The sequence below is a fragment of the Pseudomonas sp. Z2-11 genome (genome assembly GCF_054161305.1).
Genome location: NZ_CP096395.1, coordinates 4,206,406 through 4,230,715 on the forward strand (window position 1 = coordinate 4,206,406; position 24,310 = coordinate 4,230,715).

The following is a 24,310-nucleotide window of genomic DNA, read 5'->3' on the forward strand; positions in this document are numbered from 1 at the left end:
ATCGACAACTGCGTTGAGTTTAGGCTTGATCCGGCAATCCGTGGCTCCGCCAGTCCAGCCAATCTACAACAAGGACAACCGCTCACCATGACCGAAATCAGCACCGCGCCACTTCGCCCCCTGGCCGATACCTCGCCCTCGGCCATCGTCGCCGGTTTCATCGCCATGATGACCGGCTACACCAGCTCACTGGTACTGATGTTCCAGGCCGGGCAGGCGGCGGGGCTGACCAGCGGGCAGATTTCATCATGGATCTGGGCCATCTCCATCGGCATGGCGGTGTGCTCCATCGGCTTGTCGCTGCGCTACCGCACGCCAATCACCATTGCCTGGTCGACCCCCGGCGCAGCCTTGCTGATCACCAGCCTGGGCGGAGTGAGTTATGGCGAAGCCATCGGCGCGTACATCACCTGTGCGGTGCTGGTGACGATCTGTGGCCTGACCGGCAGCTTCGAGCGTCTGGTCAAGCGCATTCCGGCTTCGCTGGCGGCCGCGCTGCTGGCGGGAATCCTGTTCAAGATCGGCAGCGAGATCTTTGTCGCTGCGCAACATCGCACCGGCCTGGTGCTGGGGATGTTCTTTACCTATCTGATCGTCAAGCGCCTGTCGCCGCGTTATGCGGTATTGGCCGCGCTACTGGTCGGCACTGCCCTGTCGGGCTTGCTCGGGCTTCTCGACTTCAGCGGTTTCGCCCTGGAAGTGGCGACACCGGTCTGGACCACGCCAGAATTTTCCCTGGGGGCCACCATCAGCATCGGTATCCCGCTGTTCGTGGTGGCGATGACCTCGCAGAACATGCCTGGCATCGCCGTGCTGCGCGCCGACGGCTACAACGTACCGGCCTCGCCATTGATCACCAGCACCGGCGTTGCGTCGCTGTTGCTGGCGCCATTCGGTTCCCATGGTATCAACCTCGCCGCCATCAGCGCGGCGATCTGCACCGGGCCACATGCCCATGAAGATCGCGACAAGCGCTACACGGCAGCCGTCTGGTGCGGGATTTTCTACGGCTTTGCCGGGGTCTTCGGCGCCACGCTGGCGGCGCTGTTCGCTGCGCTGCCCAAGGAGTTGGTGCTGTCCATCGCGGCATTGGCGCTGTTCGGCTCGATCATCAATGGCCTGAGCATCGCCATGAGCGAAGCGAAGGAACGGGAAGCGGCGTTGATCACCTTCATGGTCACGGCGTCGGGGTTGACGCTGTTTTCCATCGGCTCGGCGTTCTGGGGGATTGTAGCGGGGGTGGTGACCTTGCTCATCCTGAACTGGCGGAGTGCCTGAATCTTGAAAGCTTCGCGAGCAGGCTCGCTCCCACAGGAGATGTGTGAACACCGACCCAATGTGGGAGCGAGCCTGCTCGCCAAAGCGGCCTGAAGGACAACAATTACCCAACCGACAGGCACAAAAAAACCGGCACCCAAACGGGTTGCCGGTTTTTTTCAGACCATCAAGCCTTGTTGATCGGCTTTTCCGGATACCAGACATCCATCAGCGGGCTGACTTCAACACCGGTCAGCTCAGGACGGGCCTTGAGCCAGGCTTCAACGGCAGCGCGCTGCTCTTCGGTCACCGAGCCACGCTTCTGCAGGCAGACCAGACCATAGTCGTCACCGCCGACATAGCCCAGGCCATTGGCTTCCATGGCTTCTTTCAGGAAAGCGTCGAGGAAAGCGTCAATAGCCTCATCGGCCAGATCTTCTTTGAAATCCAGGTTCAGTTCGAAACCCAGCTCTTGAAATTCATCCACGCACAGTTTTTTGCGCAGACGCTGGGAACGGTTAGTCGCCATTGGAACAATCCTCATAAGTAATAACGGCCGGCACTTTACCAGTTTGGTGCGTCGATTGCCCGACTGATCGGGCAAGTCCGCCTACCGCCGGTAAAAAAATACCGCTTCGCTGGGCTTGGGCACGGCACAAGCCGTTGCGCCTTGGGGCATAATGCCGACACTTTCATGACCGTTGAGGGCGTTCATTTTCATGTCCTCGTTCTTTTCCCCCTCGCCTGTAGGGTTTTATTTCACATGATCAAATCTTTGCGCCCATTGCTTCTGGCCAGCCTTCTTCTTCCTTTGGCCCTGCCTGTCTCCACCCAAGCCGCCACCATCAACACCGCCCTGTCGCCGAATGTGCAAAAGGCCCTGAAGAACAGCAAACTGCAAGACAACGCCCTGTCCCTGGTGATGGTACCGCTCAACGGCCCCGGCACCCCGACGCTGTATAACGCCGATGTCTCGGTGAACCCGGCGTCCACCATGAAGCTGGTGACAACCTACGCAGCCCTGGAAATGCTCGGGCCGAACCATCAGTGGAAAACCGAGTTCTACACCGACGGCACCCTCAGCGGGGGCATTCTCAACGGCAACCTGTACCTCAAGGGCGGCGGCGATCCCAAGCTGAACATGGAAAAGCTCTGGCTGCTGATGCGTGACCTGCGGGCCAACGGCGTGCAGCAGATCACCGGCGACCTGGTGCTGGACCGCAGCTTCTTCATCCAGCCGCAATTGCCCGAGTTCAACGACGACGGCAATGACGAAAACAAACCCTTCCTGGTCAAGCCCGATTCGCTGCTGGTCAACCTCAAGGCGCTGCGTTTCGTGGCGCGCAATGATGCTGGCCGGGTGCTGATATCGGTCGAACCGCCCATCGCCAGCATCCGCATCGAGAACGTGGTCAAGGCCGCCAACTCCAAGCAATGCACCGGTGGCGTGCGCTACAACCCGGTGGCCCAGGCGGACGGCAGCATGACCGTGACCGTCAGCGGCCAACTCGGCGAGGGTTGCAGCTCCCAGACCTACCTGTCGCTGCTCGACCATGCCACCTACACCGCTGGCGCCGTGCGAGCGATCTGGAAGGAGCTGGGCGGCAGCATCCAGGGCAGCGACCGCCTGGCCGCGACGCCGAAGAACGCCAAGCTGCTGGCCCGGGCGTTCTCCCCGGACCTGGCGGAGATCATCCGCGACATCAACAAATACAGTAACAACACCATGGCCCAGCAACTGTTCCTGAGCCTGGGCGCGGAGTTTCGCAACGAGGCCGACGGCGACGATGCCAAGGCTGCGCAGCGAGTGGTGCGCCAGTGGCTGGCCAAGAAAGGCATCACCGCGCCGCACCTGGTGATGGAAAACGGCTCCGGCCTGTCCCGCGCCGAACGGGTCAGCGCCCGGGAAATGGCGGCGATGCTGCAAGCGGCATGGCGCAGCCCGTATGCGGCGGAATTCATCAGTTCGATGCCCATCGCCGGTACTGACGGCACCATGCGCAAACGCCTCAAGACCACCGCCATGGCCGGCGAAGCGCACGTCAAGACCGGTACGTTGAACACAGTCCGCGCCATTGCCGGCTATAGCCGCGACATCAATGGCAATACCTGGGCGGTCGTGGCGATCCTCAACGATCCGAAGCCATGGGGCGCCTCCTCCGTGCTCGACCAGGTGCTGCTGGACTTGTATCGCCAGCCGAAACTGCCGCAGACGGCGTCGGTGCTCTGAGCCAGCCCCAACACCAGGCCGGATGTGTCTTGGGGTGAGGTTGGCTAGCCCAACTGCACCTCGACCCGATCCCGCCCGGCCTGCTTCGCCGCGTACACACCTGAGTCGGCGCGCAACAGCAGCGCGTCGGCACCTTCGCCAACGCGCCAGCTGGCGATGCCAAAACTGGCGGTGATGGTGCCGATGTCGTCGATCGGCGAACCCCGCAGGCCGTCCCATAACCCCAACGCCAGGGTGTAGGCACTTTCATTGTCCGTATCCGGGCAGAGCACCACGAACTCTTCGCCGCCCAACCGGCAGAATACGTCGGTGCGGCGCAGCCGTTGGGTGATGCGCTGGCAGACCGCCTGCAACACCCGATCACCCACCGCATGGCCATGCTGGTCGTTGATGCGCTTGAAGTGATCGATGTCGAGCATGATGACCGCCAGCTCGCCGGAGCCCCGTTCAACCCGGGCCATCTCCGAAGTCAGGCGCTCCTGGAAATAGCGTCGGTTGCGAATGCCGGTCAAGGCGTCGGTGATGGACAGTGCCCGCAGTTCTTCTTCCACGCGCTTGAGGTCGGAGATGTCCGAGACATAGCCGTGCCACAACACACCGCCGCCAGGCAATTGCTCGGGCGTGGCCTCTCCGCGTACCCAGCGCAGACCGCGCTGCGGAAGTTGCACCCGGTACTCTTCGCGCCACGGGCTCAATGTATCTGCCGAGATGCGGATCGAAGCACGCACCCGCGCGCTGTCCAGCGGATGGATGCGCGAAAACACCGCTTCGGCGTGCCGTACCAGCACGTCAGGCTCCAGTTCGTAGATGTCGCGGATGCCGTCGCTGGCATAGATCACGCTGAACTCACCGGTAAAGTCCATCTTGAACTGATAGATGCCGCCGGGGACATGGGCGCTGAGTTTTTTCAACAGCAGGTCCCGTGCGGCCAAGGCTTCGTGGACGCGCTTGCGTTCGGTGACGTCGATGCAGATTGCCAGGTGCCCGACCCACAACCCTTGGTCGTCGAGCACGGGCGTGGCCAGCATGTTGACCGTCAGGTGGCTGCCGTCGCGGCGCACCAGGGTCCACTCCCGAGCCTGTTGGCCGCCCTGCTCACCGCCTTCGAGCAGCATCGCATGGCACGTCGGGATTGGCTTGCCGAAACGCACGGCCAGCTGTGCGGCCCGATGCTGCAGCTCCCGCGGAACGTGAAGACTTTCCAGGGTCATGCTCTGCAGGACATCGCAACTGCGGTAGCCGAGCATCTGCTCGGCGCCGGCATTGAACGTGGTGATGACACCGCGCAGGTCGGTCGCGATGATCGCGACTTGCGTCGCGGCGTCGAGCACGCCCTTCAATTGGCCGTGGGTGCCGCGCAGTTCCGACTCCCGGGCATGCAGTTCCCGGGTGCGCTGTTCCACCAGCGCCAAGGCCCGCTGTCGCTGGCTGACCAACGTATACAGCAAGACGCTGAGCATCAGGCTGAGCAGCCCGCCCAACACCGTGACGCTCACGACGCTGGAATGATTGTTCGACAGGAACGCGAGACTGGGCCGCAACTCCACGCGGAAGTCATGATCGGCCAGGCGCAACATCCGGACCGCCGACAGCTCGCTTTTACCCGGTCGATTGGATGTTTCGAACAGGACTTCCCAAGGGGTATCGTGGGCGGAATCAATCACACGCATCGTCAGACTGTCATCCTCCGCCTCCGGCAGCCCATCGGCGACCAACTGGCGCATGCTGATGGCCGCCACCACGTAGCCGAACGGCTCACTGGCCAGAGGCTTGAGAACGGGCGCCGCCAGCATCACACCTCGGGCAAAGGCCGGATCGCTCCCGATCAGATCAATGGGCTCGGAAACTACCAGGGCGTTACGCTGGCGCGCCCGTTCCAGCGTGGCACGGCGCAGTGGATGCGAAAGCAGATCCAGGCCCAGCGGCGCGCCATAGGATGGCTGGCTCTGGATATACAGCAGCGGCGCGTATTCATTCCGCTCAGCGGCCTGGCGCAGGATTCCGGCCTCGTCTCGTTCACGAACGGTAAAGGTAGTGGATACTTCGGCTCGTGCCTGTTGCTCGAATGCCTGGCGCTCACCCCGCAGCACCCGTGGCGCCCAGGCAAAGGCCCGGGTACGCCGCAAGAGTGCTTCGGTATAGCCATGGAATTCGGCGCCAGACACTCCCGCGGAGTTGACAAAGAACCGCCTCAGACTGTCGAGACGTTGCTCCTGGTCCTGGAAACGCTCTTCGAGGCGGCTATAGCGTTCTTCGGCGAGCAATTCGAAGCGCTGGCGCAATTGCTGGTTGAACTGCTTCAACGTGCCCCAGGCCAACAAACCGGTCAGCAGCAGGCCTGCCATCAGGACGACGCAAGCCACGAGCCATGCTGAAACATCTTCGCTGATAAAGCCCAGGATCCTGGGACGCACCTGATGTAATGCCATAAACATGACTCAGAAAGGACCAGGCATTGGTCCAGCCCCGGTCACACACTAAGTTATAGCTATTTGCCATTACTTTTGCCAGTCCCAAAAACGCCTGCAGGCCTTGAATTTCAAGGCCTGCATGGATCCAATCGACCGCCGGTCAGCGCGCCATGATTTTCCAGGCGCGGTGAATCTTGCTGTTTCGGGCAAAATCCGGGTCGATGGTCCCGGCGGTGATTTCCTCCACGGCGTAACGCTCGCCCAGGTTGTCTTCGAGCTGGAACTTGCGGAAGTTGTTGGAAAAATACAGCACGCCACCCGGCGCCAGGCGCGCCATGGCCAGGTCCAACAGCTGGACGTGGTCGCGCTGCACGTCGAACACGCCTTCCATGCGCTTGGAGTTGGAGAACGTCGGCGGATCGATGAAGATCAGGTCGTACTCGTCGCGACTGGCTTCAAGCCAGGCCATGACATCGCCCTGCTCCAAGCGGTTCTTGTCGGAAAAACCGTTGAGCGACAGGTTGCGCCGCGCCCAGTCCAGATAGGTTTTCGACAAATCAACGCTGGTGGTGCTGCGCGCCCCGCCCTTGGCGGCATGGACGCTGGCGGTCGCGGTGTAGCAGAACAGGTTGAGGAAGCGCTTGCCGGCGGCCTCTTTCTGGATCCGCAAGCGCATTGGCCGGTGATCGAGGAACAACCCGGTGTCGAGGTAGTCGGTGAGGTTGACCAGCAGCTTCACGCCGCCCTCGTTGACCTCGGTGAACTTGCCCTGGGCGCTCTGGCGCTCGTACTGCTTGGTGCCGCTCTGGCGCTCGCGGCGCTTGATGACGACACGGCTCTTGTCGACATTCAAGGCTTGGGGAATGGCGGCCAGCGCATCGAACAACCGGGCCGAGGCCTTTTCCGGGTCGATGGACTTCGGCGCGACGTATTCCTGGACGTGCACCCAATCGTGGTACAGGTCGATGGCCATGGAATATTCCGGCATGTCGGCATCATAGACCCGGTAGCAGTCGACGCCTTCACGCTTGGCCCACTTGCTCAGCAGCTTGAGATTTTTCTGCAGGCGATTGGCGAACATCTGCCCGCCTTCGCTCAACCGCGCCTGCTCGACCACAGGGGCTGGCGCCGGGGCCGGTTTGATCGGGTTGCCATTCTTGTTGTACTGGCGCTCTTGCGGTACTTCAGGGGTTTGATCGTAGACAGCCTGTTCACGCTCGGCCTGGCGTTGTTCCGGGGTGCGACGCTCGCCGGTGACGAACTGATCCGGGAGCACCTTGATCAGCAGCAACTTGCACGGCAAGGCGCCGTTCCAGAACGAATACTGCTTGTGGCTGCGAATACCCATGCGCTTGCCCAGGTCCGGCGCGCCAGTGAACACCGCGGCCTCCCAGTTCAGGCAGGCCTGGCGCAGGCGTTCACCGAGATTCTGGTACAGATAGAGCAGGCTGGCTTCGTCGCCTAAACGCTCGCCGTACGGCGGGTTGCAGATCACCAGGCCCTTCTGGTTCTGGTCCGGGCGCGGCTCGAAGGTGGCGACTTCGCCCTGATAGATCTTGATCCACTCGCTCAGGCCCGCACGCTCGACGTTGTTGCGGCCCGGCTGGATCAGCCGTGGGTCAGCTTCGTAGCCGCGAATCCACAACGGTGGCTTGGCCAGCCCGGCGGCGGCGCGCTCGCTGGCTTCTTCGTGGAGTTTTTTCCATAACGCCGGCACGTGGCCGAGCCAGGCGGTAAAGCCCCATTGCTGGCGACGCAGGTTCGGCGCCATGTCGGCGGCGATCATTCCGGCTTCCACCAGGAACGTGCCGACGCCGCACATCGGGTCCGCCAGTGCCCCGCCTTCGGCGGCAATGCGTGGCCAACCGGCGCGAATCAGGATGGCGGCGGCGAGGTTTTCCTTCAGCGGGGCGGCGCCCTGCTGCAAGCGATAGCCACGTTGGTGCAGGCTATGGCCCGAAAGGTCGAGGGACAGGATTGCTTCGCCACGGTCCAGGCGCAGGTGGATGCGCAGGTCCGGGTTGAGCTTGTCGATGGATGGCCGCTCGCCCGACGGCGTGCGCAGCTTGTCGACAATGGCGTCCTTGACCTTCAAGGCGCCGAAATGCGTGTTGTCGATGCCCGAGCCGTGACCGCTGAACTCGACCGCCAAGGTACCATCGGCGAGCATGTGGTCTTGCCAGTCGACGTCCAGCACCCCGTGGTACAGGTCTTCAGCGTCTTTCATCGCGAAGCGCTTGAGCACCAGCAATACCCGGTTCGCCAGGCGCGACCACAGGCACAGGCGATAGGCCGTTTCCATGTCGGCGATGCCACGAACGGCCGAGGTGTGCTCGCGCGCCTCTTCAAGGCCAAGCCCGACGGCTTCCTCGAGAAGCAGGCCTTCGAGGCCCTTGGGGCAAGTGAGGAAGAGTTCGAAACGATCGGACATGGGATTCAGAGCCTTTGGCTAAGTGGGCCGGGCAACGCATTGCCGGGCCGGGTTCAATCAGGTGCTTTTCTCAAGAGCACCCGCGTGGCACGAACGTGTGCCGTTCCGTACTCGCCGCTCAGGTTCAAAGAGCTTAGATGCGAGGACAGATAGAAAATTCTGTGCAACAAATTGTGAAAAGTCGTCCCTTTCGTCGAATAGTACCCGAGTGCAACGGGGGGACATTCTCATTCGACATCGGCGACCGCCCTTCGGCGCAGGGCTGATCATACAGGGGTCTGACGCAAAAGCGGGCGCCGAACATGATGTTACTTATCGCACTAACATCTTTCTTGTTACGTGCTTATGACAAAACGATCATTCCATCCATGTGACGCTTTGGTTAGAACTCACCACAGGTTGACGTCGCAACGGCGTCAACACCCTTGGCTCGTCACGCCGGCAACGAGCCACCAACGGCAGAATGATTCTGCCCCGGCCTCGATAGAGGTCGACGCTAAGCAACAGTCAACAAGTGAGGGCAACACCCTATGAGAAGACTTAAGCGTGATCCGTTGGAAAGAGCATTTTTACGCGGTTACCAATATGGCGTTGGTGGTAAATCCCGTGAGCTTTGCCCCTTTACTCTACCGTCGGTACGTCAAGCCTGGATCAACGGCTGGCGAGAAGGACGCGGCGACAACTGGGACGGTATGACCGGCACTGCGGGTATCCACAGACTCAACGAACTTCACGCCGTCGGCTGACACAGGGCCCTGATAATCAAAAACCCGACAATCTGATATTCAAATCGTTTTAACCACGCACGTCCCATCCGGGCGGCGGGCTACGGCCCAGAGGGCTCCCTTGAGGAGCCCTTTTTAATGGGCATGACAAAACCCATGGGATCTGTTCGGTGACCAGCCTTGGGAATCAACCCAACGCGGCAATCGCATCCACCGACTCGCGAATCAACGTCGGGCCCTTGTAGATGAACCCGGAATAAACCTGCACCAGGCTCGCCCCTGCCGTGATTTTCTCGGCGGCATGCCGGCCTTCGGTAATACCGCCCGCCGCGATGATCGGCAAGCGTCCCGCCAATTCGCCGGCCAGCACTTTCACCGTGTGGGTGCTCTTGTCGCGCACCGGAGCGCCGGACAGGCCGCCCGCCTCGTCACCATGCTCCAGGCCTTCTACACCTTCGCGGCCCAGCGTGGTGTTGGTGGCGATCACCGCATCCATGCCGGTCTCGATCAAGGCCTGGGCCACTTGGACGGTTTCTTCGTCGCTCATGTCCGGGGCAATCTTGATGGCCAGCGGCACATGCCTGCCGTGCGTCACCGCCAGTTCCGCGCGACGTCGCGCCAGGTCGGCCAGCAGTTGCTTGAGCGAATCGCCGAACTGCAGGCTGCGCAGCCCTGGCGTGTTCGGCGAACTGACGTTGACGGTCACATAACTGGCGTGAGCGTAGACCTTGTCCAGGCAGATCAGGTAATCGTCGACGGCGCGCTCCACCGGCGTATCGAAGTTCTTGCCGATGTTGATCCCCAGCACACCCTTGTACCTGGCAGCAGCCACACGGGCCAACAAATGATCGACGCCCAGGTTGTTGAAGCCCATGCGGTTGATGATTGCCTCGGCCTGTGGCAAACGGAACAGCCGTGGCTTGGGATTGCCCGGCTGCGGACGCGGCGTCACGGTGCCGATTTCAACGAAGCCGAACCCCAGCTGGGCGAACCCGTCAATGGCCGCGCCATTCTTGTCCAGGCCGGCGGCCAGGCCGACCGGGTTGGGAAATTCCAAGCCCATGACTGTCACCGGCAATTTTGCCGGGGCCTTGCACAGCAACCCGTTGAGCCCCAAACGTCCACCCGCGCCGATCAGGTCCAGGGACAGATCATGGGAAGTTTCCGGGGAAAGTTTGAACAGCAGTTCACGGGCCAGGGTGTACATGGGCGGCTTTGACTCGGGCGACGAAATGAGGCGGCGATTATAGCCGGGCAACGGCAACGCAAGCGAGGCGCCCGCACAAAACAATAGCGCTGGCATATGCCTTGCACCCTTTTGGTCATCGGCGCCCATGCCAGTGACGGAATGAGCGCCACACTGATTTAAGGGACAACGGCGTCGTCGTCCGGCTTCCTCGGCCCGGAAGCGGCGCTTTTTTATGCGGAAGGTGATGCGCGATGAACGAAATTCCAGCCACCCCCCTGGCTTGGGTCAATGGCAGCGATGCCCCGGAAAAGAGCGCGGTCAACCTCGGCTTCATGGCCCTGAGCGACTGCGCCCCGGTGGTCGTGGCCGCCACCCAGGGCTTCGCCCAGCCCTACGGCTTGACGCTGAACCTCAAGCGCCAGGCCTCCTGGGCCAACCTGAGGGACAAGCTGGTCAGCGGTGAAATCGACGCGGCCCACAGCCTGTACGGCCTGATTTATGCCGTGCACCTGGGGATCGGCGGCGTCGCGCCGACCGACATGGCCGTGCTGATGGGGCTGAACCAGAACGGCCAGAGCATCAACCTGTCCCATGGTTTGCAGGCGCAAGGCGTGACCAGTCCTGAGGCACTGGAGCAGCATGTGCACCAAACTCGCCCGAAACTGACCTTCGCCCAGACCTTTCCCACCGGCACCCATGCCATGTGGCTCTATTACTGGCTCGCCGCCCAGGGCATCCATCCGTTGTCGGATGTCGACAGCGTAGTGGTGCCACCGCCGCAGATGATCGCGCACCTGCAAGCCGGGCGCATCGATGGTTTCTGCGTCGGCGAGCCCTGGTGCGCCAGTGCCGTGAAGCAGAACCTCGGCTTTACCCTGGCGACTACCCAGACCATCTGGCCCGACCACCCGGAGAAAGTCCTGGGTTGTACCCGCGCGTTTGTCGAGCAATACCCCAACACTGCCCGCGCGCTGGTGATGGCCATCCTCGAAGCCAGCCGCTTCATCGAACAAAGCACTGAAAACCGCCGCAGTACCGCGCAATTATTGAGCGCCCCGGAATATCTCGACGCTCCGCTCGATTGCATCGAGCCGCGCCTGCTCGGGATTTATGCCGATGGCCTGGGCAACAGCTGGCAGGATCCCCACGCCATGCGCTTTCATGGGGATGGCGAGGTGAACCTGCCGTACCTGTCCGACGGGATGTGGTTCATGACCCAGTTCCGGCGCTGGGGTCTGCTGCGCGAAGACCCGGACTACCTGGCCGTGGCCCGCCAGGTCCAACAGCTCAAGCTGTATCGTGAAGCCTGCGCGGCGCTGGGCGTGACGTCGCCTCGCCAGGACATGCGCAGCAGTCAACTGATCGACGGCACGACCTGGGACGGCTCGGACCCGGTCGGGTATGCCCGCAGCTTCAAACTGCACGCCTTGAGCGATGCGGCTCCCCTTCTCGCCAGCCGCTGACAGGAGCCTCGATTATGCTGCGTATCCTGCTGATCAACGACACCGCGAAAAAAGTCGGGCGTCTCAAGGCGGCCCTGATTGAAGCCGGATTCGAGGTGATCGACGAATCCGGTTTGACCATCGACCTGCCGGCGCGCGTCGAAACGGTGCGTCCGGACGTGATCCTGATCGATACCGAGTCACCCGGGCGCGACGTCATGGAGCAAGTGGTGCTGGTCAGTCGTGACCAGCCACGACCGATCGTCATGTTTACCGACGAGCACGACCCGGATGTGATGCGCCAGGCGATCAAGTCAGGCGTCAGCGCCTACATCGTCGAAGGCATCCATGCCGCACGCCTGCAACCGATCCTCGACGTGGCCATGGCCCGCTTCGAAAGCGACCAGGCCCTGCGCGCGCAACTCCTGGCCCGGGACCAGCAACTGGCCGAACGCAAGCGCATCGAACTGGCCAAGGGCATGCTGATGAAGATGAAGGACTGCAACGAGGAACAGGCCTACACCCTGATGCGCCGCCAGGCCATGAGCCGCCAGCAGAAGCTGATCCAGGTGGCGGAGCAGATCATTGCCATGAACGAGTTGCTCGGCTGAAAGCCTTGTAGCGCCTGGCCAGACGCCTTCGCGAGCAGGCTCGCTCCCACAGGTTCGGAGAACACTCTGATTCCATGTGGGTCTGGGTGAACACAGCATTTGTGCACCCCACCGATCGACTGTGGGAGCGAGCCTGCTCGCGAAGGTCTCCCCCGAACCTCGCAGGTTGGCACAGATCTCGCTTAAGCAACCCCACAGGTAACCAACGGCGGTTGCCCCACCTACGACAAAGACGTCGCACACCCTCCTCGCCTCTCTGGCGATCCGGGTTGCGGCGTTTTTTTGTTTTGGCCCCGCGGGGCCGGTGGTGCGACCACAGACGGCGCACTGCTCAAAGCACTGACTCATTTCTCGAGACTTTTACAGCTGAGGTGCGCGATGAATTCAAGCTTCTGGAAATCCGGCCACACCCCGACATTGTTCGCGGCCTTCCTCTATTTCGACCTGAGCTTCATGGTCTGGTACCTGCTCGGCCCATTGGCGGTACAGATCTCCGCCGACCTGCACCTGACCACCCAGCAACGCGGCCTGATGGTCGCGACGCCAATCCTCGCCGGCGCCGTGCTGCGCCTGTTCATGGGCCTGCTGGCCGACCGCATTTCACCGAAGACCGCCGGCATAGTCGGCCAGGTGATCGTGATCGGCGCGCTGTTCTGCGCCTGGAAGCTGGGCATCCACAGCTACGAACAAGCCTTGCTGCTGGGCCTGTTTCTGGGCGTGGCCGGCGCTTCGTTCGCCGTGGCCCTGCCGCTGGCTTCCCAGTGGTATCCACCACAGCACCAGGGCAAGGCCATGGGCATCGCCGGTGCCGGTAACTCGGGCACCGTGCTTGCCGCGTTGATCGCTCCGGTGATGGCGGTGGCCTTCGGCTGGACCAACGTGTTCGGCTTCGCGGTGATCCCGCTGGTGATTACCCTGGTCTTGTTCGCCTGGCTGGCCAAGAACGCACCGGAGCGGCCCAAGGCCAAATCCATGGCTGACTATCTCAAGGCCCTCGGTGACCGCGACAGCTGGTGGTTCATGTTCTTCTACAGCGTGACCTTCGGCGGCTTCATCGGCCTGGCCAGCGCCCTGCCCGGCTACTTCAACGACCAATATGGCCTGAGCCCGGTGACCGCCGGCTACTACACCGCGGCCTGCGTTTTCGGTGGCAGCCTGATGCGGCCCTTGGGTGGCGCGCTGGCGGACCGTTTCGGCGGCATCCGCACCCTGCTGGGCATGTACACCGTGGCGGCTGTCTGCATCGCCGCGGTCGGCTTCAACCTGCCGAGTTCCTACGCGGCGCTGGCCCTGTTCGTCTGCACCATGCTCGGCCTGGGTGCGGGCAACGGCGCGGTGTTCCAACTGGTGCCACAACGTTTCCGTCGCGAGATCGGCGTGATGACCGGGCTGATCGGCATGGCCGGCGGCATCGGCGGCTTCGCCCTGGCGGCGGGCATGGGCGCGATCAAGCAGAGCACCGGCAGCTACCAACTGGCGCTGTGGTTGTTCGCCAGCCTCGGTGTCCTGGCCTGGTTCGGCCTGCACGGGGTCAAGCGTCGCTGGAGGACCACCTGGGGTTCGGCAGCGGTCACCGCGGCTCGGGTATAACCTGCAACCATGAGCCTGCAACTGAGTTTTGCCGAAGCCAGCGCCACGGGTCCCCGAGAGGAAAACCAGGACGCCCTGCGCCTGGTCACTCCCGCCCCGGCCCTGGCCGCCAGCAAGGGTTACCTGTTCGCCATCGCCGACGGCGTGAGCCAATGCGCCGATGGCGGATTGGCCGCGCGTTCGACCTTGCAGGCACTCGCCTTGGACTATTACTCCACGCCGCAGACCTGGGGCGTGGCCCAGGCGCTGGACCGGCTGCTGCTGGCGCAGAATCGCTGGCTGCAAGCCAACGGCGGCGGCCAACCGCTGCTGACCACGGTCAGCGCGCTGGTCCTGCGGGGGCGGCGCTTCACCCTGGCGCACGTCGGCGATTGCCGGGTCTACCGGTGGCACGCCGACTATTTGCAACGGGTCAGCGAAGATCACGTCTGGGAACAACAGGGCATGCAACACGTGCTCAAGCGTGCCTTGGGGCTGGATCAGCATCTGATACTCGATTTCCTCGACGGTGAGCTGCGTGAAGATGAAACCTTCGTGCTGCTCAGCGATGGCGTCTGGGCGGTATTGGGAGACACGGCCATTGCCGGCATCCTGCGCGACCAGCCAGACCTGGATCGCGCGGCGCAGACGCTGGTCAACGCCGCGCACCTGGCCGGTAGCCAGGACAACGCCAGCGCGCTGTTGGTGCGGGTCGATGCGGTGGGCGAAGCGAGCATCGGCGACGCGCTGATCCAACTGCAACAGTGGCCGCTGCCCCCTGCACTGAAGGCGGGCCAGGTGTTCGAAGGCTGGCAGATAGAAAGCCTGCTCGGCCAGAGCCAGCAATCGTTGCTCTACCGGGTACACGATGGTCAGGGCCAACCCTGGCTGTTGAAAACCTTGCCCGTGCAGCTACGGGACGACACCCGCGCCGGCCAGGCGCTGTTGTCGGAGGAATGGTTTCTCAAGCGGGTCGCGGGTCGGCAGTTTCCGGAGGTGCATGGCGTCCCCCAGCGCCAACATCTGTACTACGTGATGCGTGAATACTCGGGCGTGACCCTGGCCGAGCTGTTCAACCAAAGCGGTCCGTTGCCCCTGGCTCAATGGCTGGAGCTGGCGCAGCGACTGGTGCGCGCGGTGGGCCTGTTGCATCGAAGACAGATCTACCACCGCGACATCAAGCCGGAGAACCTGCACCAGGGCGACGATGGGGAGTTGCGCTTGCTGGATTTTGGCCTGGCGTACTGCCCCGGTTTGTCCGAAGACCAGGCCAACGTCTTGCCTGGCACCCCCAGCTACATAGCGCCGGAAGCCTTCGGCGGCGCCGCGCCGACGGCGCAACAGGATTTGTATGCGGTCGGCGTGACCTTGTATTTCCTGCTGACCGGGCATTACCCCTACGGAGAAATCGAAGCGTTCCAGCGACCGCGCTTTGGTGTGCCCGTGAGCGCCAATCGTTATCGACCGGACCTGCCCGAATGGCTCGGGCAAAGCCTGGAACGCGCCGTGGCGGCAGACCCTGCGCAGCGCTTTGAAACGGCTGAAGAATGGCTGTTGCAGCTGGAACAGGGCGAGCGGCGAAGCTTGAGCGTAAGGCCCCGGCCATTGCTTGAGCGGGAGCCGCTGAAGGTCTGGCGGACGTTGGCGCTGGTGTCGTTGGTGGTGAATGTTGTGCTGCTGTTCCTGGTGTTTCACTCATAACCACCGTGGCGAGGGAGCTTGCTCCCGCTCGAGCGCGCAGCGGTCGCCGTTTTTTTGGGTCTGCTTCGCAGCCCAGCGGGAGCAAGCTCCCTCGCCACAAAAGCCTTCTCGCCAGCCCTGCCACGCTCCATTACCGGGCAACACGCTTTGATTCGGTGCAATAAATCCCCCCGCAACGCGGCCAATCCGCGCCTCCTCCAGTAAATCCAAGCCCTCGCGCCACTTGGCACAACCACTGCATAACCTCTTCCACCATACATAAAGCAACGCCTCCAACGATGAAGGCGGTGCTTCCCGAGAGAACGGGACCAGGACAAAGGCGTCCTCGCTAGTTTGCTAGCGAGACGCCTTTTTTTGTTTTCGAAAAAATTGCCGAGCCAGCCCGACCGCCGTGATGAAACGGGCCTGAGCTTGCGGAGAACCCTGATGAAAAAACTCAAACTGGTAATGATCGGCAACGGCATGGCCGGGGTTCGCACCCTCGAGGAACTGCTCAAACTGAGCAACGAGCTCTACGACATCACGGTCTTCGGCGCCGAGCCCCACACCAACTACAACCGCATCCTGCTCTCACCCGTGCTCGCCGGGGAACAGACATTCGAAGAAATCGTGCTCAACGACCTGAGCTGGTACCTGGACAACAACATCAAGCTGCTGCTCAACCGCAAGGTGGTGGAGATCGACCGGGTCAAGCGCCGGGTCATCGCCGAAGACGGCAGCGAAGCCGAATACGATCGCCTGCTCATCGCCACCGGCTCCACGCCGTTCATCCTGCCGATCCCTGGCAACACTCTGGATGGCGTGATCGGCTACCGCGACATCGCCGACACCCAGGCCATGATCAACACGGCCAAGACCCACAAGCACGCGGTGGTCATCGGTGGCGGCCTGCTCGGCCTGGAAGCCGCCAACGGCTTGAAACTGCGCGGCATGGACGTGACCGTGGTGCACATCGGCGAATGGCTGCTGGAACGCCAACTGGACAAGACCAGCGGCCAGCTGCTGCAAACCGCCCTGGAAAACCGTGGCCTGAAATTCCGCCTCAGCGAGCAGACCCAGGCCTTGCACGACGCCGGCAACGGCCGGGTCGGCTCGGTCCAGTTCAAGAACGGCGACATCATTCCCGCCGACCTGGTGGTGATGGCTGCCGGTATCCGGCCCAATACCGGACTGGCGGAAAAATCCGGCATTCCGTGCAACCGCGGAATCCTCGTCAACGACACGATGCAAACCTATGACCCGCGCATCTACGCCATCGGCGAGTGCGCCAACCATCGCGGCACCGCCTATGGCCTGGTGGCGCCGCTGTTCGAGCAAGCCAAGGTCTGCGCCAATCACCTCGCGCAACTGGGCTTCGCCACTTACAAGGGTTCGGTGACGTCGACCAAGTTGAAAGTCACCGGCATCGACCTGTTTTCCGCCGGCGACTTCATGGGCGGCGAAGGCACCGAGACCATCACCCTTTCCGATCCGATTGGCGGCGTCTACAAGAAATTGGTGATCAAGGATGACGTGTTGGTGGGTGCCTGCCTGTACGGTGATACCGCGGACGGCGGCTGGTATTTCCGGCAGATCCGTGAGAACCACGGCATCAGCGAGATCCGCGATCACTTGATGTTTGGCGAAAACGCTTTGGGCGACGTCGGCCATCAAGGCCAGGACAAAGCCATGAGCATGGCCGACACCGCTGAAGTCTGCGGCTGCAACGGCGTGTGCAAGGGCACCATCGTCAAGGCGATCCAGGAACACGGCCTGTTCAGCGTCGATGACGTGAAAAAGCACACCAAGGCCGCCAGCTCCTGCGGCTCCTGCGCCGGCCTGGTGGAACAGATCCTGATCAACACCGTCGGCGGCGCGGCGGACGTGAAGCCGAAAAGCGAAAAAGCCATCTGCGGTTGCAGCGACCTCAACCATGGGCAGATCCGCCAGGCGATCCGCGACCAGCACCTGCTGACCATCGCCGGGACCATGGGTTACTTGAACTGGCGCACCCCGAACGGCTGCGCCACCTGCCGTCCGGCCCTGAACTACTACCTGATTTCCACCTGGCCCGGCGAAGCCCAGGATGACCCGCAGTCGCGCCTGATCAACGAACGCGCTCACGCCAACATCCAGAAAGACGGCACCTACTCGGTGGTCCCACGGATGTGGGGCGGCGTGACCAACCCATCCGAGCTGCGCCGCATCGCCGACGTGGCCGACAAATACAACGTGCCCATGGTCAAGGTCACCGGCGGCCAGCGTATCGACCTGCTGGGCATCAGGAAGCAAGACCTGCCCGGCGTCTGGAAAGACCTCGACATGCCGTCCGGCCACGCCTATGGCAAATCCATTCGCACCGTGAAGACCTGCGTGGGCAGCGAGTTCTGCCGCTTCGGCACGCAGAACTCCACCCAATTGGGCATCGAGCTGGAACACGACCTGTTCAACATGTGGTCGCCGCACAAGGTGAAGCTGGCGGTCTCCGGTTGCCCACGCAACTGCTCGGAAGCGGGCATCAAGGACGTCGGCATCATCGGCGTAGATTCCGGCTGGGAGATGTACATCGGTGGCAACGGCGGGATCAAGACCGAAGTCGCCGAGTTTTTCGTCAAGCTCAAGACCGCCGAAGAAGTGCGCGAATACAACGGCGCCTTCCTGCAGCTGTACCGCGAAGAAGCCTTCTACCTCGAACGCACCGTGCACTACATGCAGCGTGTCGGCATGGAACACATCAAGAAAGCCGTGCTGGAAGACCCGGAGCGGCGCAAGGCCCTGCACGAGCGCTTGAAGTTTTCCCTGTCGCTGGAGCAGGACCCCTGGAAACAACGGCTGGAACAACCGCAGCTGAAAAAAGAGTTCGAGGTCATCCCCGTGAAGAACCTGGAGGTACTGGCATGAACTGGCTGGATATCTGCGCGCTGGAAGACATCAACGCCTTGGGCTCACGCATCATCAACGGGCCGAAAGGCGATATCGCGATTTTTCGCACCAGCGACGATGAAGTATTCGCACTCGACGACCGTTGCCCACACAAGGGCGGCCCGCTGTCCCAAGGCCTGATCTATGGCAAGCGCGTGGCCTGCCCGCTGCACAACTGGCAGATCGACCTGGAAACCGGCCAGGCCCAGGCCCCGGACGTGGGCTGCGCCCATCATCATTCGGCCCGCGTCGAGAACGGCCGGGTGATGCTGGCCTTGCGGGACGCAAGCTGATGAACCGCCAGACGACTGCCTCGACCTGCTGTTACTGCGGGGTCGGTTGCGGCGTGCTGATCGAACATGACGGCGAGCGCATTCTCGGCGTCAGTGGCGATCCCACCCATCCGGCCAACTTCGGCAAACTGTGCAGCAAGGGCTCGACCCTGCACTTGACCGGCGACCTCGCCGCGCGCGCCCTCTATCCCGAACTGCGGCTGGGCAAAGGCCTGGCCCGTGGCCGTACCGATTGGGACAGCGCCCTGGACCATGCCGCCAACGTCTTCGCCGACACGATTGTCGAGCACGGACCGGACAGCGTGGCCTTCTACATCTCCGGCCAACTGCTGACCGAGGATTACTACGCCTTCAACAAACTCGCCCGGGCGCTGGTCGGTACCAACAACATCGACAGCAATTCCCGGCTGTGCATGTCCTCCGCCGTGGTGGGCTACAAGCGCAGCCTGGGTGCCGACGCGCCACCGTGCAGCTACGAGGATCTGGAGCTGAGCGACTGCGTGATGATCGTCGGCAGTAACATGGCCTACGCCCATCCCATCCTGTTTCGTCGGCTCGAAGAAGCCAAATCCCGCCGGCCGCAGATGAAAGTCATCGTCATCGACCCTCGGCGCACCGACACCTGCGACCTGGCGGACCTGCACCTGGCGATCCTGCCTGGCACCGATGTCGCCTTGTTCCACGGGATCTTGCATCTGCTGCTGTGGGAAGACTGGGTCGACCGCAGCTTCATCAAGGCACACACCGAAGGCCTGGCTGACCTGAAGAACCTGGTGCGCGACTACACCCCCGCCATGGTTGCCCAGCTGTGCGGGATCAGCGTCGAGCAACTGCACCAATGCGCCGAGTGGGTCGGCACCTCGCCAAGTTTCCTCTCGTTGTGGTGCATGGGCTTAAACCAGTCGACTGCCGGCAGCGCAAAAAACAGCGCCCTGATCAATCTGCACCTGGCCACCGGCCAGATCGGCCGACCGGGCGCGGGACCGTTCTCGCTGACCGGCCAGCCCAACGCCATGGGCGGCCGCGAAACCGGCAGCCTGTCCAACCTGCTGCCAGGCCATCGCGAAGCCGGCAATCCGGAGCATCGCGCCGAGGTCGCCAGCTATTGGGGCGTTGAGCAACTGCCGAGCACCACAGGCTTGAGCGCTATCGAATTGTTCGAGCAGGTTCGCAGCGGCAAGATCAAGGCCCTGTGGATCGCCTGCACCAACCCGGCCCAGTCGATGCCGGACCAGGCCGCCGTGCGCGAAGCCCTGCAAGCTTGCCCGTTCGTGGTGTTGCAAGAGGCCTTCCGGACTACCGAAACCGCCACCTTTGCCGACCTGCTGCTGCCGGCGGCCAGTTGGGGCGAAAAAGAAGGCTCGGTCACCAACTCCGAACGACGCATTTCCCACGTTCGCCGGGCGATAAACGCACCGGGGGAAGCACGGCCGGACTGGGCGATCACGGTAGATTTCGCGCAACGACTGGAGAAACGCCTGCGCCCCGGCCAGCCCAGCCTATTCGCCTTTGAAACCCCGGCCCACTTGTTCGATGAATACAAGCAACTGACCCGTGGCCGCGACCTGGACCTGTCCGGCATCAGCCATGACGTGATCGACCGCCTCGGCCCTCAGCAATGGCCCTTCCCGGAGGGCGCCACGGTCGGAACGGCGCGCTTGTACGTGGATGGGGTTTTTCCGACTGACAGCGGCCGCGCCCGATTCGTGGCCGACCCTTATCGCGCAGCCAAGGAATTGCGCGACGCACGCTACCCCCTGACGCTGAACACCGGTCGGCTGCGCGACCAGTGGCACGGGATGAGCCGTACCGGTACCGCCGCGCAGTTGTTCGGCCATGTGAACGAAGCGGTGCTCAGCCTGCATCCCGACGAATTGCTTCGCCATCGCCTGCAGTCCGGCGATCTGGTCAGTCTGAAGGGCCGTCGCGGCAGCGTGATCGTGGCCGTGGACAGCGACGACAGCGTGCGCCCCGGCCAGGCCTTCCTGCCCATGCACTGGGGCGACCGGTTTCTAAAGGGCGGGGTCAACGTCCTGACTCAACCGGCATTCGACCCGTTGTCGAAACAGCCGGAACTCAAGCACAGCGGCGTACGCCTGGAACCGGTGAACCTGCCCTGGCAGCTTTTCGCTCTGGTTGAAGGCAATGTTCAACAGCATCTGGAGGCGTTGCGTCCGCTGTGTGAGGCGTTTTCCTACGTCAGCCTGAGCCTGACCGGCCGCGACCGTCCAGCGTTGCTGATACGCGCTGCCAGCGCCGTGGCGCCCGAACCGCAGCTTTTGCAGGCGATCGACGAACAGCTGGGGCTGATCGAAGGCCCGGTCCTGGCCTATGACGACCCGCGCCGCGCCATTGGCAAGCGGGTACGGATCGAAAACAGCCGCATCACCGCCATTCGCCTGGCCGGCGAAACCCTGGCCCGGCATTGGTTGCAAAACCTCTGGTTGGAAGGGCGCGCCGACGACCAGTTGCGGCGCTGGCTGCTGGCCCCCTTGAGCGCACCGCCGGGTAACACCGGCGCCGCCACGGCTGGTGGGAAGACGCTGTGCAATTGCATGAATGTCAGCCAGCGTGCGGTTTGCGCGGGCATCGAGCGCGGCCTGGATTTGCAGGGCCTGAAAAAAGAACTGGGCTGCGGCACGCAGTGCGGTTCCTGCGTACCGGAAATCAAGCGCCTGCTGGTTGCCACCGCGCAACCGGTCGCCGCGATCTCGTGAGGAAAACACTATGAACGCAAAAGTCTGGCTGGTAGGTGCGGGTCCTGGCGACCCTGAATTGCTGACCCTCAAAGCCGTGCGCGCCCTGGGCGAGGCCGACGTGGTGTTGATCGACGACCTGGTCAACGACGCGGTGCTGGAGCATTGCCCCAGTGCGCGCATCATCGCCGTCGGCAAGCGCGGCGGCTGCCGCTCCACTCCCCAGGCGTTTATCCACCGGCTGATGTTGCGTTATGCCCGCCAAGGCAAATGCGTGGTGCGCCTCAAAGGCGGCGACCCGTGCATCTTCGGCCGGGGCGGTGAAGAAGCACAGTGGCTGCGCGAGCACGGCGTCGAGGTGGAGCTGGTCAATGGCATCACCGCCGGTCTTGCGGGCGCGACCCAGTGCGACATCCCACTGACCCTGCGCGGGGTTGCCCGGGGCGTGACCCTGGTAACGGCTCACACCCAGGACGGCAGCAGCCTGAACTGGCAAGCCCTGGCGCAAAGTGGCACGACCCTGGTGGTGTACATGGGCGTGGCGAAACTGAGCGAGATCCGCGAGCAACTGCTGGCCGGCGGACTGGCAGCGGACACGCCGGTAGCGATGATCGAAAACGCCTCCCTGCCCCATCAACGTGACTGCCGCAGCGACCTGGCCTCGATGGAGACCGATGCCGTCGCGTTTCAACTCAAGAGCCCGGCGATCCTGGTGATTGGCGAGGTGGCCGGTGCAGCCGAACTGGCTGCCTCCCCGCCGGTCTTCGCCCAGGCATCAGCCCAGTAACAAACAACCCCTACCCAACGTGGGAGCGAGCCTGCTCGCGATGGCAATCTACCACCAACCTCTATGGTGACTGACACACCGCATTCGCGAGCAGGCTCGCTCCCACAGTTAGATCGGGGTGAAGCTGAAGAGACAGACCGCCTATCAGACCGCTTCGCTCTTGATCCTGATCCTGATCTTGATCTTGATCTTGATCTTGATCTGAGACGCCCCGTTAACCACGCTGGCCGAACGCAGGCATTGCGCAGTGGGCATCCCGGCATGGATGCCGGGATAGCCGCGCTGGGCCAGGGACGGCCCTTCGCGGCGGGCCCACGGAGCAATGCCGGAGTGAGGGCATGCCGAGCCTTGGCGAGGCACCGAGTGGTGGGGCAAAGCCTTTTTGGTTACTTTTTTGGCGTCTGAAAAAAGTGACCCGCCGTAAGGGCGGAACCCTAAGCCGCCGTCACCGCAGCAACGGATATGTACCCAGTCAACAAAACCCTGGGCCGACTGTCAGGCCGCCATCGCGAGCAAGCTCGCTCCCACAATAGAATCGGAGTACGACCGGTAAAGATATGCCGGTTGAAAAGCCGCATTCGCGAGCAGGCTCGCTCCCACAGTTAGATCGGGGTAAAGCTGAAGAGACAGGCCGCCTATCAAACCGCCTTGCTCTTGATCCTGATCCTGATCTTGATCTGAGGCGCCCCGTTAACCACGCTGGCCGAACGCAGGCATTGCGCAGTGGGCATCCCGGCATGGATGCCGGGATAGCCGCGCTGGGCCAGGGACGGCCCTTCGCGGCGGGCCCACGGAGCAATGCCGGAGTGAGGGCATGCCGAGCCTTGGCGAGGCACCGAGTGGTGGGGCAAATATACGGATCACCCACATGGGTTACAAAAAAGTGCACTCACATAGGTAACACCCGGAGTGTCACGTAGCCATCAATGGCATCTCTTACGTCAATCCGTCCAAGGATGATTGGGCCGAAGATAACATCCCAGATCCCGTCCTCTATTTGCTCCAGTCCAATGGTCTGGTGCTTGAGCACATAGCCGACGTAGATCCTTAGACCACGACGATTGACGATGCCCGAGCAGTCCGCTTGGAGGCTATCGATATGGCTCGGGTAGGTCATCTCAGGAAGCTTCTCAGGGTATTGGCGGGACGAAGGCTCATAGCAGGACGCGGGTGTCTTCTGCTTTAGAGCCTCGTGGAAACGCTCATAGTTGTAATGTTGCCTGAAACGATCAAAGTGCCGTTGTTGGGCCTCCCACGCTACCGCTGGTGGTGACGGAAGAGTACTTTTCAACGTTCGATGCATACGTTCATGCCGGCCATTTTGCTCCGGCCTGCCGGGTGCGATCCGCTCAGGAATGATCCCTAGACGCAACCACCAGATGGATAATTGGGAAAGGCCCGCACGCCCTTTGCTCGCAAACGGAACACCATTGTCGGTACGAATGCGCTCCGGCAGACCATGCTCACGAAACACCTGAGTAAACACCGCCTGGGTTTCCTGGAAGTTGGTGTTAGCCATGCTGTGGCAAGCGAGCAAGAAACGACTGGCATGGTCCATGATCGTCAATGGATAGCACCAGACACCCGCACCTGTCAGGAACTGGCCTTTGTAATCGGCGCTGAATAGCTGGTTGGGAGCCTCTGCTTTCTGCAGTGGTTTGGGATAAACCGCCACCCGTTGACGCAATCGGCGTGGTTTGACCAGCTCAGCTTTCTTTAGAATGTTGTAGATCGACGTCTTTGATGGCGGCGTCTGGTCAGGGAAACGCTCGAGCAAAGCCGCCTGAATTTTCTTGGGGCCAGGCTCTGTCTCACCCCGACCGCGTAATTCAATGATCGCCTCACGGACAGCCAGGGGCACTACCCATTCCTGGGTAAGCCGACGACGACTATGTTCTTCCAGTCCCGCCGGCCCTTCCTTCTCATACCGCTCGACCCATTTATAGCCAGTCTTGCGACTGATCTCGTAAGCCTGGCAAAGCGCACTGAAGCTTGGCGGGCCTTTGATGTAGTCCGCGATGAATAGCAGTTTCAGGTCCATAGGTTTCAGCTCTCGCCATGGCATGG

Annotated in this window: 17 protein-coding genes; 11 read left to right on the top strand and 6 right to left on the bottom strand. The window is 62.3% G+C overall.

Features of this window, described 5'->3' with window-relative positions; genetic code table 11:
• The first annotated feature begins 87 nt into the window (after window positions 1–87).
• Window positions 88–1,278 (top strand): benzoate/H(+) symporter BenE family transporter, encoded by a 1,191-nt coding sequence (locus M1E16_RS18605; RefSeq protein ID WP_434697267.1) that lies wholly within the window; start codon window positions 88–90, stop codon window positions 1,276–1,278.
• Between the two features lie 166 nt (window positions 1,279–1,444).
• Here M1E16_RS18605 and M1E16_RS18610 read toward each other — a convergent pair whose 3' ends face one another.
• A complete protein-coding gene (locus M1E16_RS18610) occupies window positions 1,445–1,786 on the bottom strand; it encodes a YggL family protein (protein ID WP_458128102.1) in 342 nt (113 codons plus the stop codon).
• Window positions 1,787–2,020: 234 nt separating this feature from the next.
• On the opposite strand from M1E16_RS18610, the gene dacB reads away from it, so the two are divergent.
• Entirely contained in the window at window positions 2,021–3,487 is a 1,467-nt protein-coding gene (gene dacB / locus M1E16_RS18615) for a D-alanyl-D-alanine carboxypeptidase/D-alanyl-D-alanine endopeptidase (RefSeq protein WP_434697266.1), read from the top strand.
• 44 nt (window positions 3,488–3,531) lie between these two features.
• On the opposite strand, the gene M1E16_RS18620 is transcribed toward dacB, so the two are convergent.
• Together M1E16_RS18620 and rlmKL are read right to left on the bottom strand one after the other, a co-directional pair.
• Window positions 3,532–5,916 (bottom strand): sensor domain-containing diguanylate cyclase, encoded by a 2,385-nt coding sequence (locus tag M1E16_RS18620; protein WP_458128103.1) that lies wholly within the window; start codon window positions 5,914–5,916, stop codon window positions 3,532–3,534.
• A gap of 142 nt (window positions 5,917–6,058) precedes the next feature.
• A complete protein-coding gene (gene rlmKL / locus M1E16_RS18625) occupies window positions 6,059–8,329 on the bottom strand; it encodes a bifunctional 23S rRNA (guanine(2069)-N(7))-methyltransferase RlmK/23S rRNA (guanine(2445)-N(2))-methyltransferase RlmL (protein ID WP_434672450.1) in 2,271 nt (756 codons plus the stop codon).
• Window positions 8,330–8,859: 530 nt separating this feature from the next.
• Between rlmKL and rmf the strand changes: the two genes are divergently transcribed.
• A complete protein-coding gene (gene rmf / locus M1E16_RS18630) occupies window positions 8,860–9,075 on the top strand; it encodes a ribosome modulation factor (RefSeq protein WP_003223300.1) in 216 nt (71 codons plus the stop codon).
• 166 nt (window positions 9,076–9,241) lie between these two features.
• Here the strand turns inward: rmf and M1E16_RS18635 are convergent, their stop codons facing one another.
• Entirely contained in the window at window positions 9,242–10,261 is a 1,020-nt protein-coding gene (locus M1E16_RS18635) for a quinone-dependent dihydroorotate dehydrogenase (RefSeq protein ID WP_434656661.1), read from the bottom strand.
• A gap of 233 nt (window positions 10,262–10,494) precedes the next feature.
• On the opposite strand from M1E16_RS18635, the gene M1E16_RS18640 reads away from it, so the two are divergent.
• The 8 genes from M1E16_RS18640 (at window position 10,495) to cobA (ending at window position 22,243) form a co-directional block, all read left to right on the top strand.
• Entirely contained in the window at window positions 10,495–11,706 is a 1,212-nt protein-coding gene (locus tag M1E16_RS18640) for a CmpA/NrtA family ABC transporter substrate-binding protein (protein WP_434697262.1), read from the top strand.
• A 14-nt stretch (window positions 11,707–11,720) separates the two neighbouring features.
• The gene (locus M1E16_RS18645; RefSeq protein ID WP_047737436.1) at window positions 11,721–12,296 is read left to right on the top strand and encodes an ANTAR domain-containing response regulator; all 576 of its coding nucleotides are present in this window, start codon (window positions 11,721–11,723) and stop codon (window positions 12,294–12,296) included.
• Window positions 12,297–12,674: 378 nt separating this feature from the next.
• Window positions 12,675–13,886 carry a nitrate/nitrite transporter gene (locus tag M1E16_RS18650; RefSeq protein WP_458128104.1) on the top strand — a complete coding sequence of 404 codons (1,212 nt, stop codon included), beginning with the start codon at window positions 12,675–12,677 and terminating at the stop codon, window positions 13,884–13,886.
• Window positions 13,887–13,895: 9 nt separating this feature from the next.
• Window positions 13,896–15,566 carry a protein kinase domain-containing protein gene (locus M1E16_RS18655; RefSeq protein ID WP_458128105.1) on the top strand — a complete coding sequence of 557 codons (1,671 nt, stop codon included), beginning with the start codon at window positions 13,896–13,898 and terminating at the stop codon, window positions 15,564–15,566.
• Between the two features lie 426 nt (window positions 15,567–15,992).
• The gene (gene nirB, locus M1E16_RS18660) at window positions 15,993–18,446 is read left to right on the top strand and encodes a nitrite reductase large subunit NirB (protein WP_434698552.1); all 2,454 of its coding nucleotides are present in this window, start codon (window positions 15,993–15,995) and stop codon (window positions 18,444–18,446) included.
• A complete protein-coding gene (nirD, locus tag M1E16_RS18665) occupies window positions 18,443–18,760 on the top strand; it encodes a nitrite reductase small subunit NirD (protein WP_434697259.1) in 318 nt (105 codons plus the stop codon). Before nirB ends, nirD begins: the two co-directional genes overlap by 4 nt.
• On the top strand, window positions 18,760–21,477 hold the full coding sequence (locus M1E16_RS18670; protein ID WP_458128106.1) for a nitrate reductase: 2,718 nt from the start codon (window positions 18,760–18,762) through the stop codon (window positions 21,475–21,477). Before nirD ends, M1E16_RS18670 begins: the two co-directional genes overlap by 1 nt.
• A gap of 10 nt (window positions 21,478–21,487) precedes the next feature.
• Window positions 21,488–22,243, top strand: a complete 756-nt coding sequence (cobA, locus tag M1E16_RS18675; RefSeq protein ID WP_458128107.1) for a uroporphyrinogen-III C-methyltransferase — start codon at window positions 21,488–21,490, stop codon at window positions 22,241–22,243.
• Window positions 22,244–22,387: 144 nt separating this feature from the next.
• Here the strand turns inward: cobA and M1E16_RS18680 are convergent, their stop codons facing one another.
• Together M1E16_RS18680 and M1E16_RS18685 are read right to left on the bottom strand one after the other, a co-directional pair.
• Window positions 22,388–22,618, bottom strand: coding sequence for a nucleoid-structuring protein H-NS (locus M1E16_RS18680; protein ID WP_458130382.1), 231 nt, complete (start codon window positions 22,616–22,618; stop codon window positions 22,388–22,390).
• A 514-nt stretch (window positions 22,619–23,132) separates the two neighbouring features.
• The gene (locus M1E16_RS18685; RefSeq protein ID WP_434623684.1) at window positions 23,133–24,308 is read right to left on the bottom strand and encodes an integrase core domain-containing protein; all 1,176 of its coding nucleotides are present in this window, start codon (window positions 24,306–24,308) and stop codon (window positions 23,133–23,135) included.
• Between the last annotated feature and the right edge of the window lie 2 nt (window positions 24,309–24,310).

Coding starts and splice junctions, on each gene's coding strand:
- M1E16_RS18605 (WP_434697267.1), top strand. CDS start 88: ATGACCGAAATCAGCACCGCGCCACTTCGCCCCCTGGCCGATACCTCG.
- M1E16_RS18610 (WP_458128102.1), bottom strand. CDS start 1,786: ATGGCGACTAACCGTTCCCAGCGTCTGCGCAAAAAACTGTGCGTGGAT.
- dacB (WP_434697266.1), top strand. CDS start 2,021: ATGATCAAATCTTTGCGCCCATTGCTTCTGGCCAGCCTTCTTCTTCCT.
- M1E16_RS18620 (WP_458128103.1), bottom strand. CDS start 5,916: ATGGCATTACATCAGGTGCGTCCCAGGATCCTGGGCTTTATCAGCGAA.
- rlmKL (WP_434672450.1), bottom strand. CDS start 8,329: ATGTCCGATCGTTTCGAACTCTTCCTCACTTGCCCCAAGGGCCTCGAA.
- rmf (WP_003223300.1), top strand. CDS start 8,860: ATGAGAAGACTTAAGCGTGATCCGTTGGAAAGAGCATTTTTACGCGGT.
- M1E16_RS18635 (WP_434656661.1), bottom strand. CDS start 10,261: ATGTACACCCTGGCCCGTGAACTGCTGTTCAAACTTTCCCCGGAAACT.
- M1E16_RS18640 (WP_434697262.1), top strand. CDS start 10,495: ATGAACGAAATTCCAGCCACCCCCCTGGCTTGGGTCAATGGCAGCGAT.
- M1E16_RS18645 (WP_047737436.1), top strand. CDS start 11,721: ATGCTGCGTATCCTGCTGATCAACGACACCGCGAAAAAAGTCGGGCGT.
- M1E16_RS18650 (WP_458128104.1), top strand. CDS start 12,675: ATGAATTCAAGCTTCTGGAAATCCGGCCACACCCCGACATTGTTCGCG.
- M1E16_RS18655 (WP_458128105.1), top strand. CDS start 13,896: ATGAGCCTGCAACTGAGTTTTGCCGAAGCCAGCGCCACGGGTCCCCGA.
- nirB (WP_434698552.1), top strand. CDS start 15,993: ATGAAAAAACTCAAACTGGTAATGATCGGCAACGGCATGGCCGGGGTT.
- nirD (WP_434697259.1), top strand. CDS start 18,443: ATGAACTGGCTGGATATCTGCGCGCTGGAAGACATCAACGCCTTGGGC.
- M1E16_RS18670 (WP_458128106.1), top strand. CDS start 18,760: ATGAACCGCCAGACGACTGCCTCGACCTGCTGTTACTGCGGGGTCGGT.
- cobA (WP_458128107.1), top strand. CDS start 21,488: ATGAACGCAAAAGTCTGGCTGGTAGGTGCGGGTCCTGGCGACCCTGAA.
- M1E16_RS18685 (WP_434623684.1), bottom strand. CDS start 24,308: ATGCCATGGCGAGAGCTGAAACCTATGGACCTGAAACTGCTATTCATC.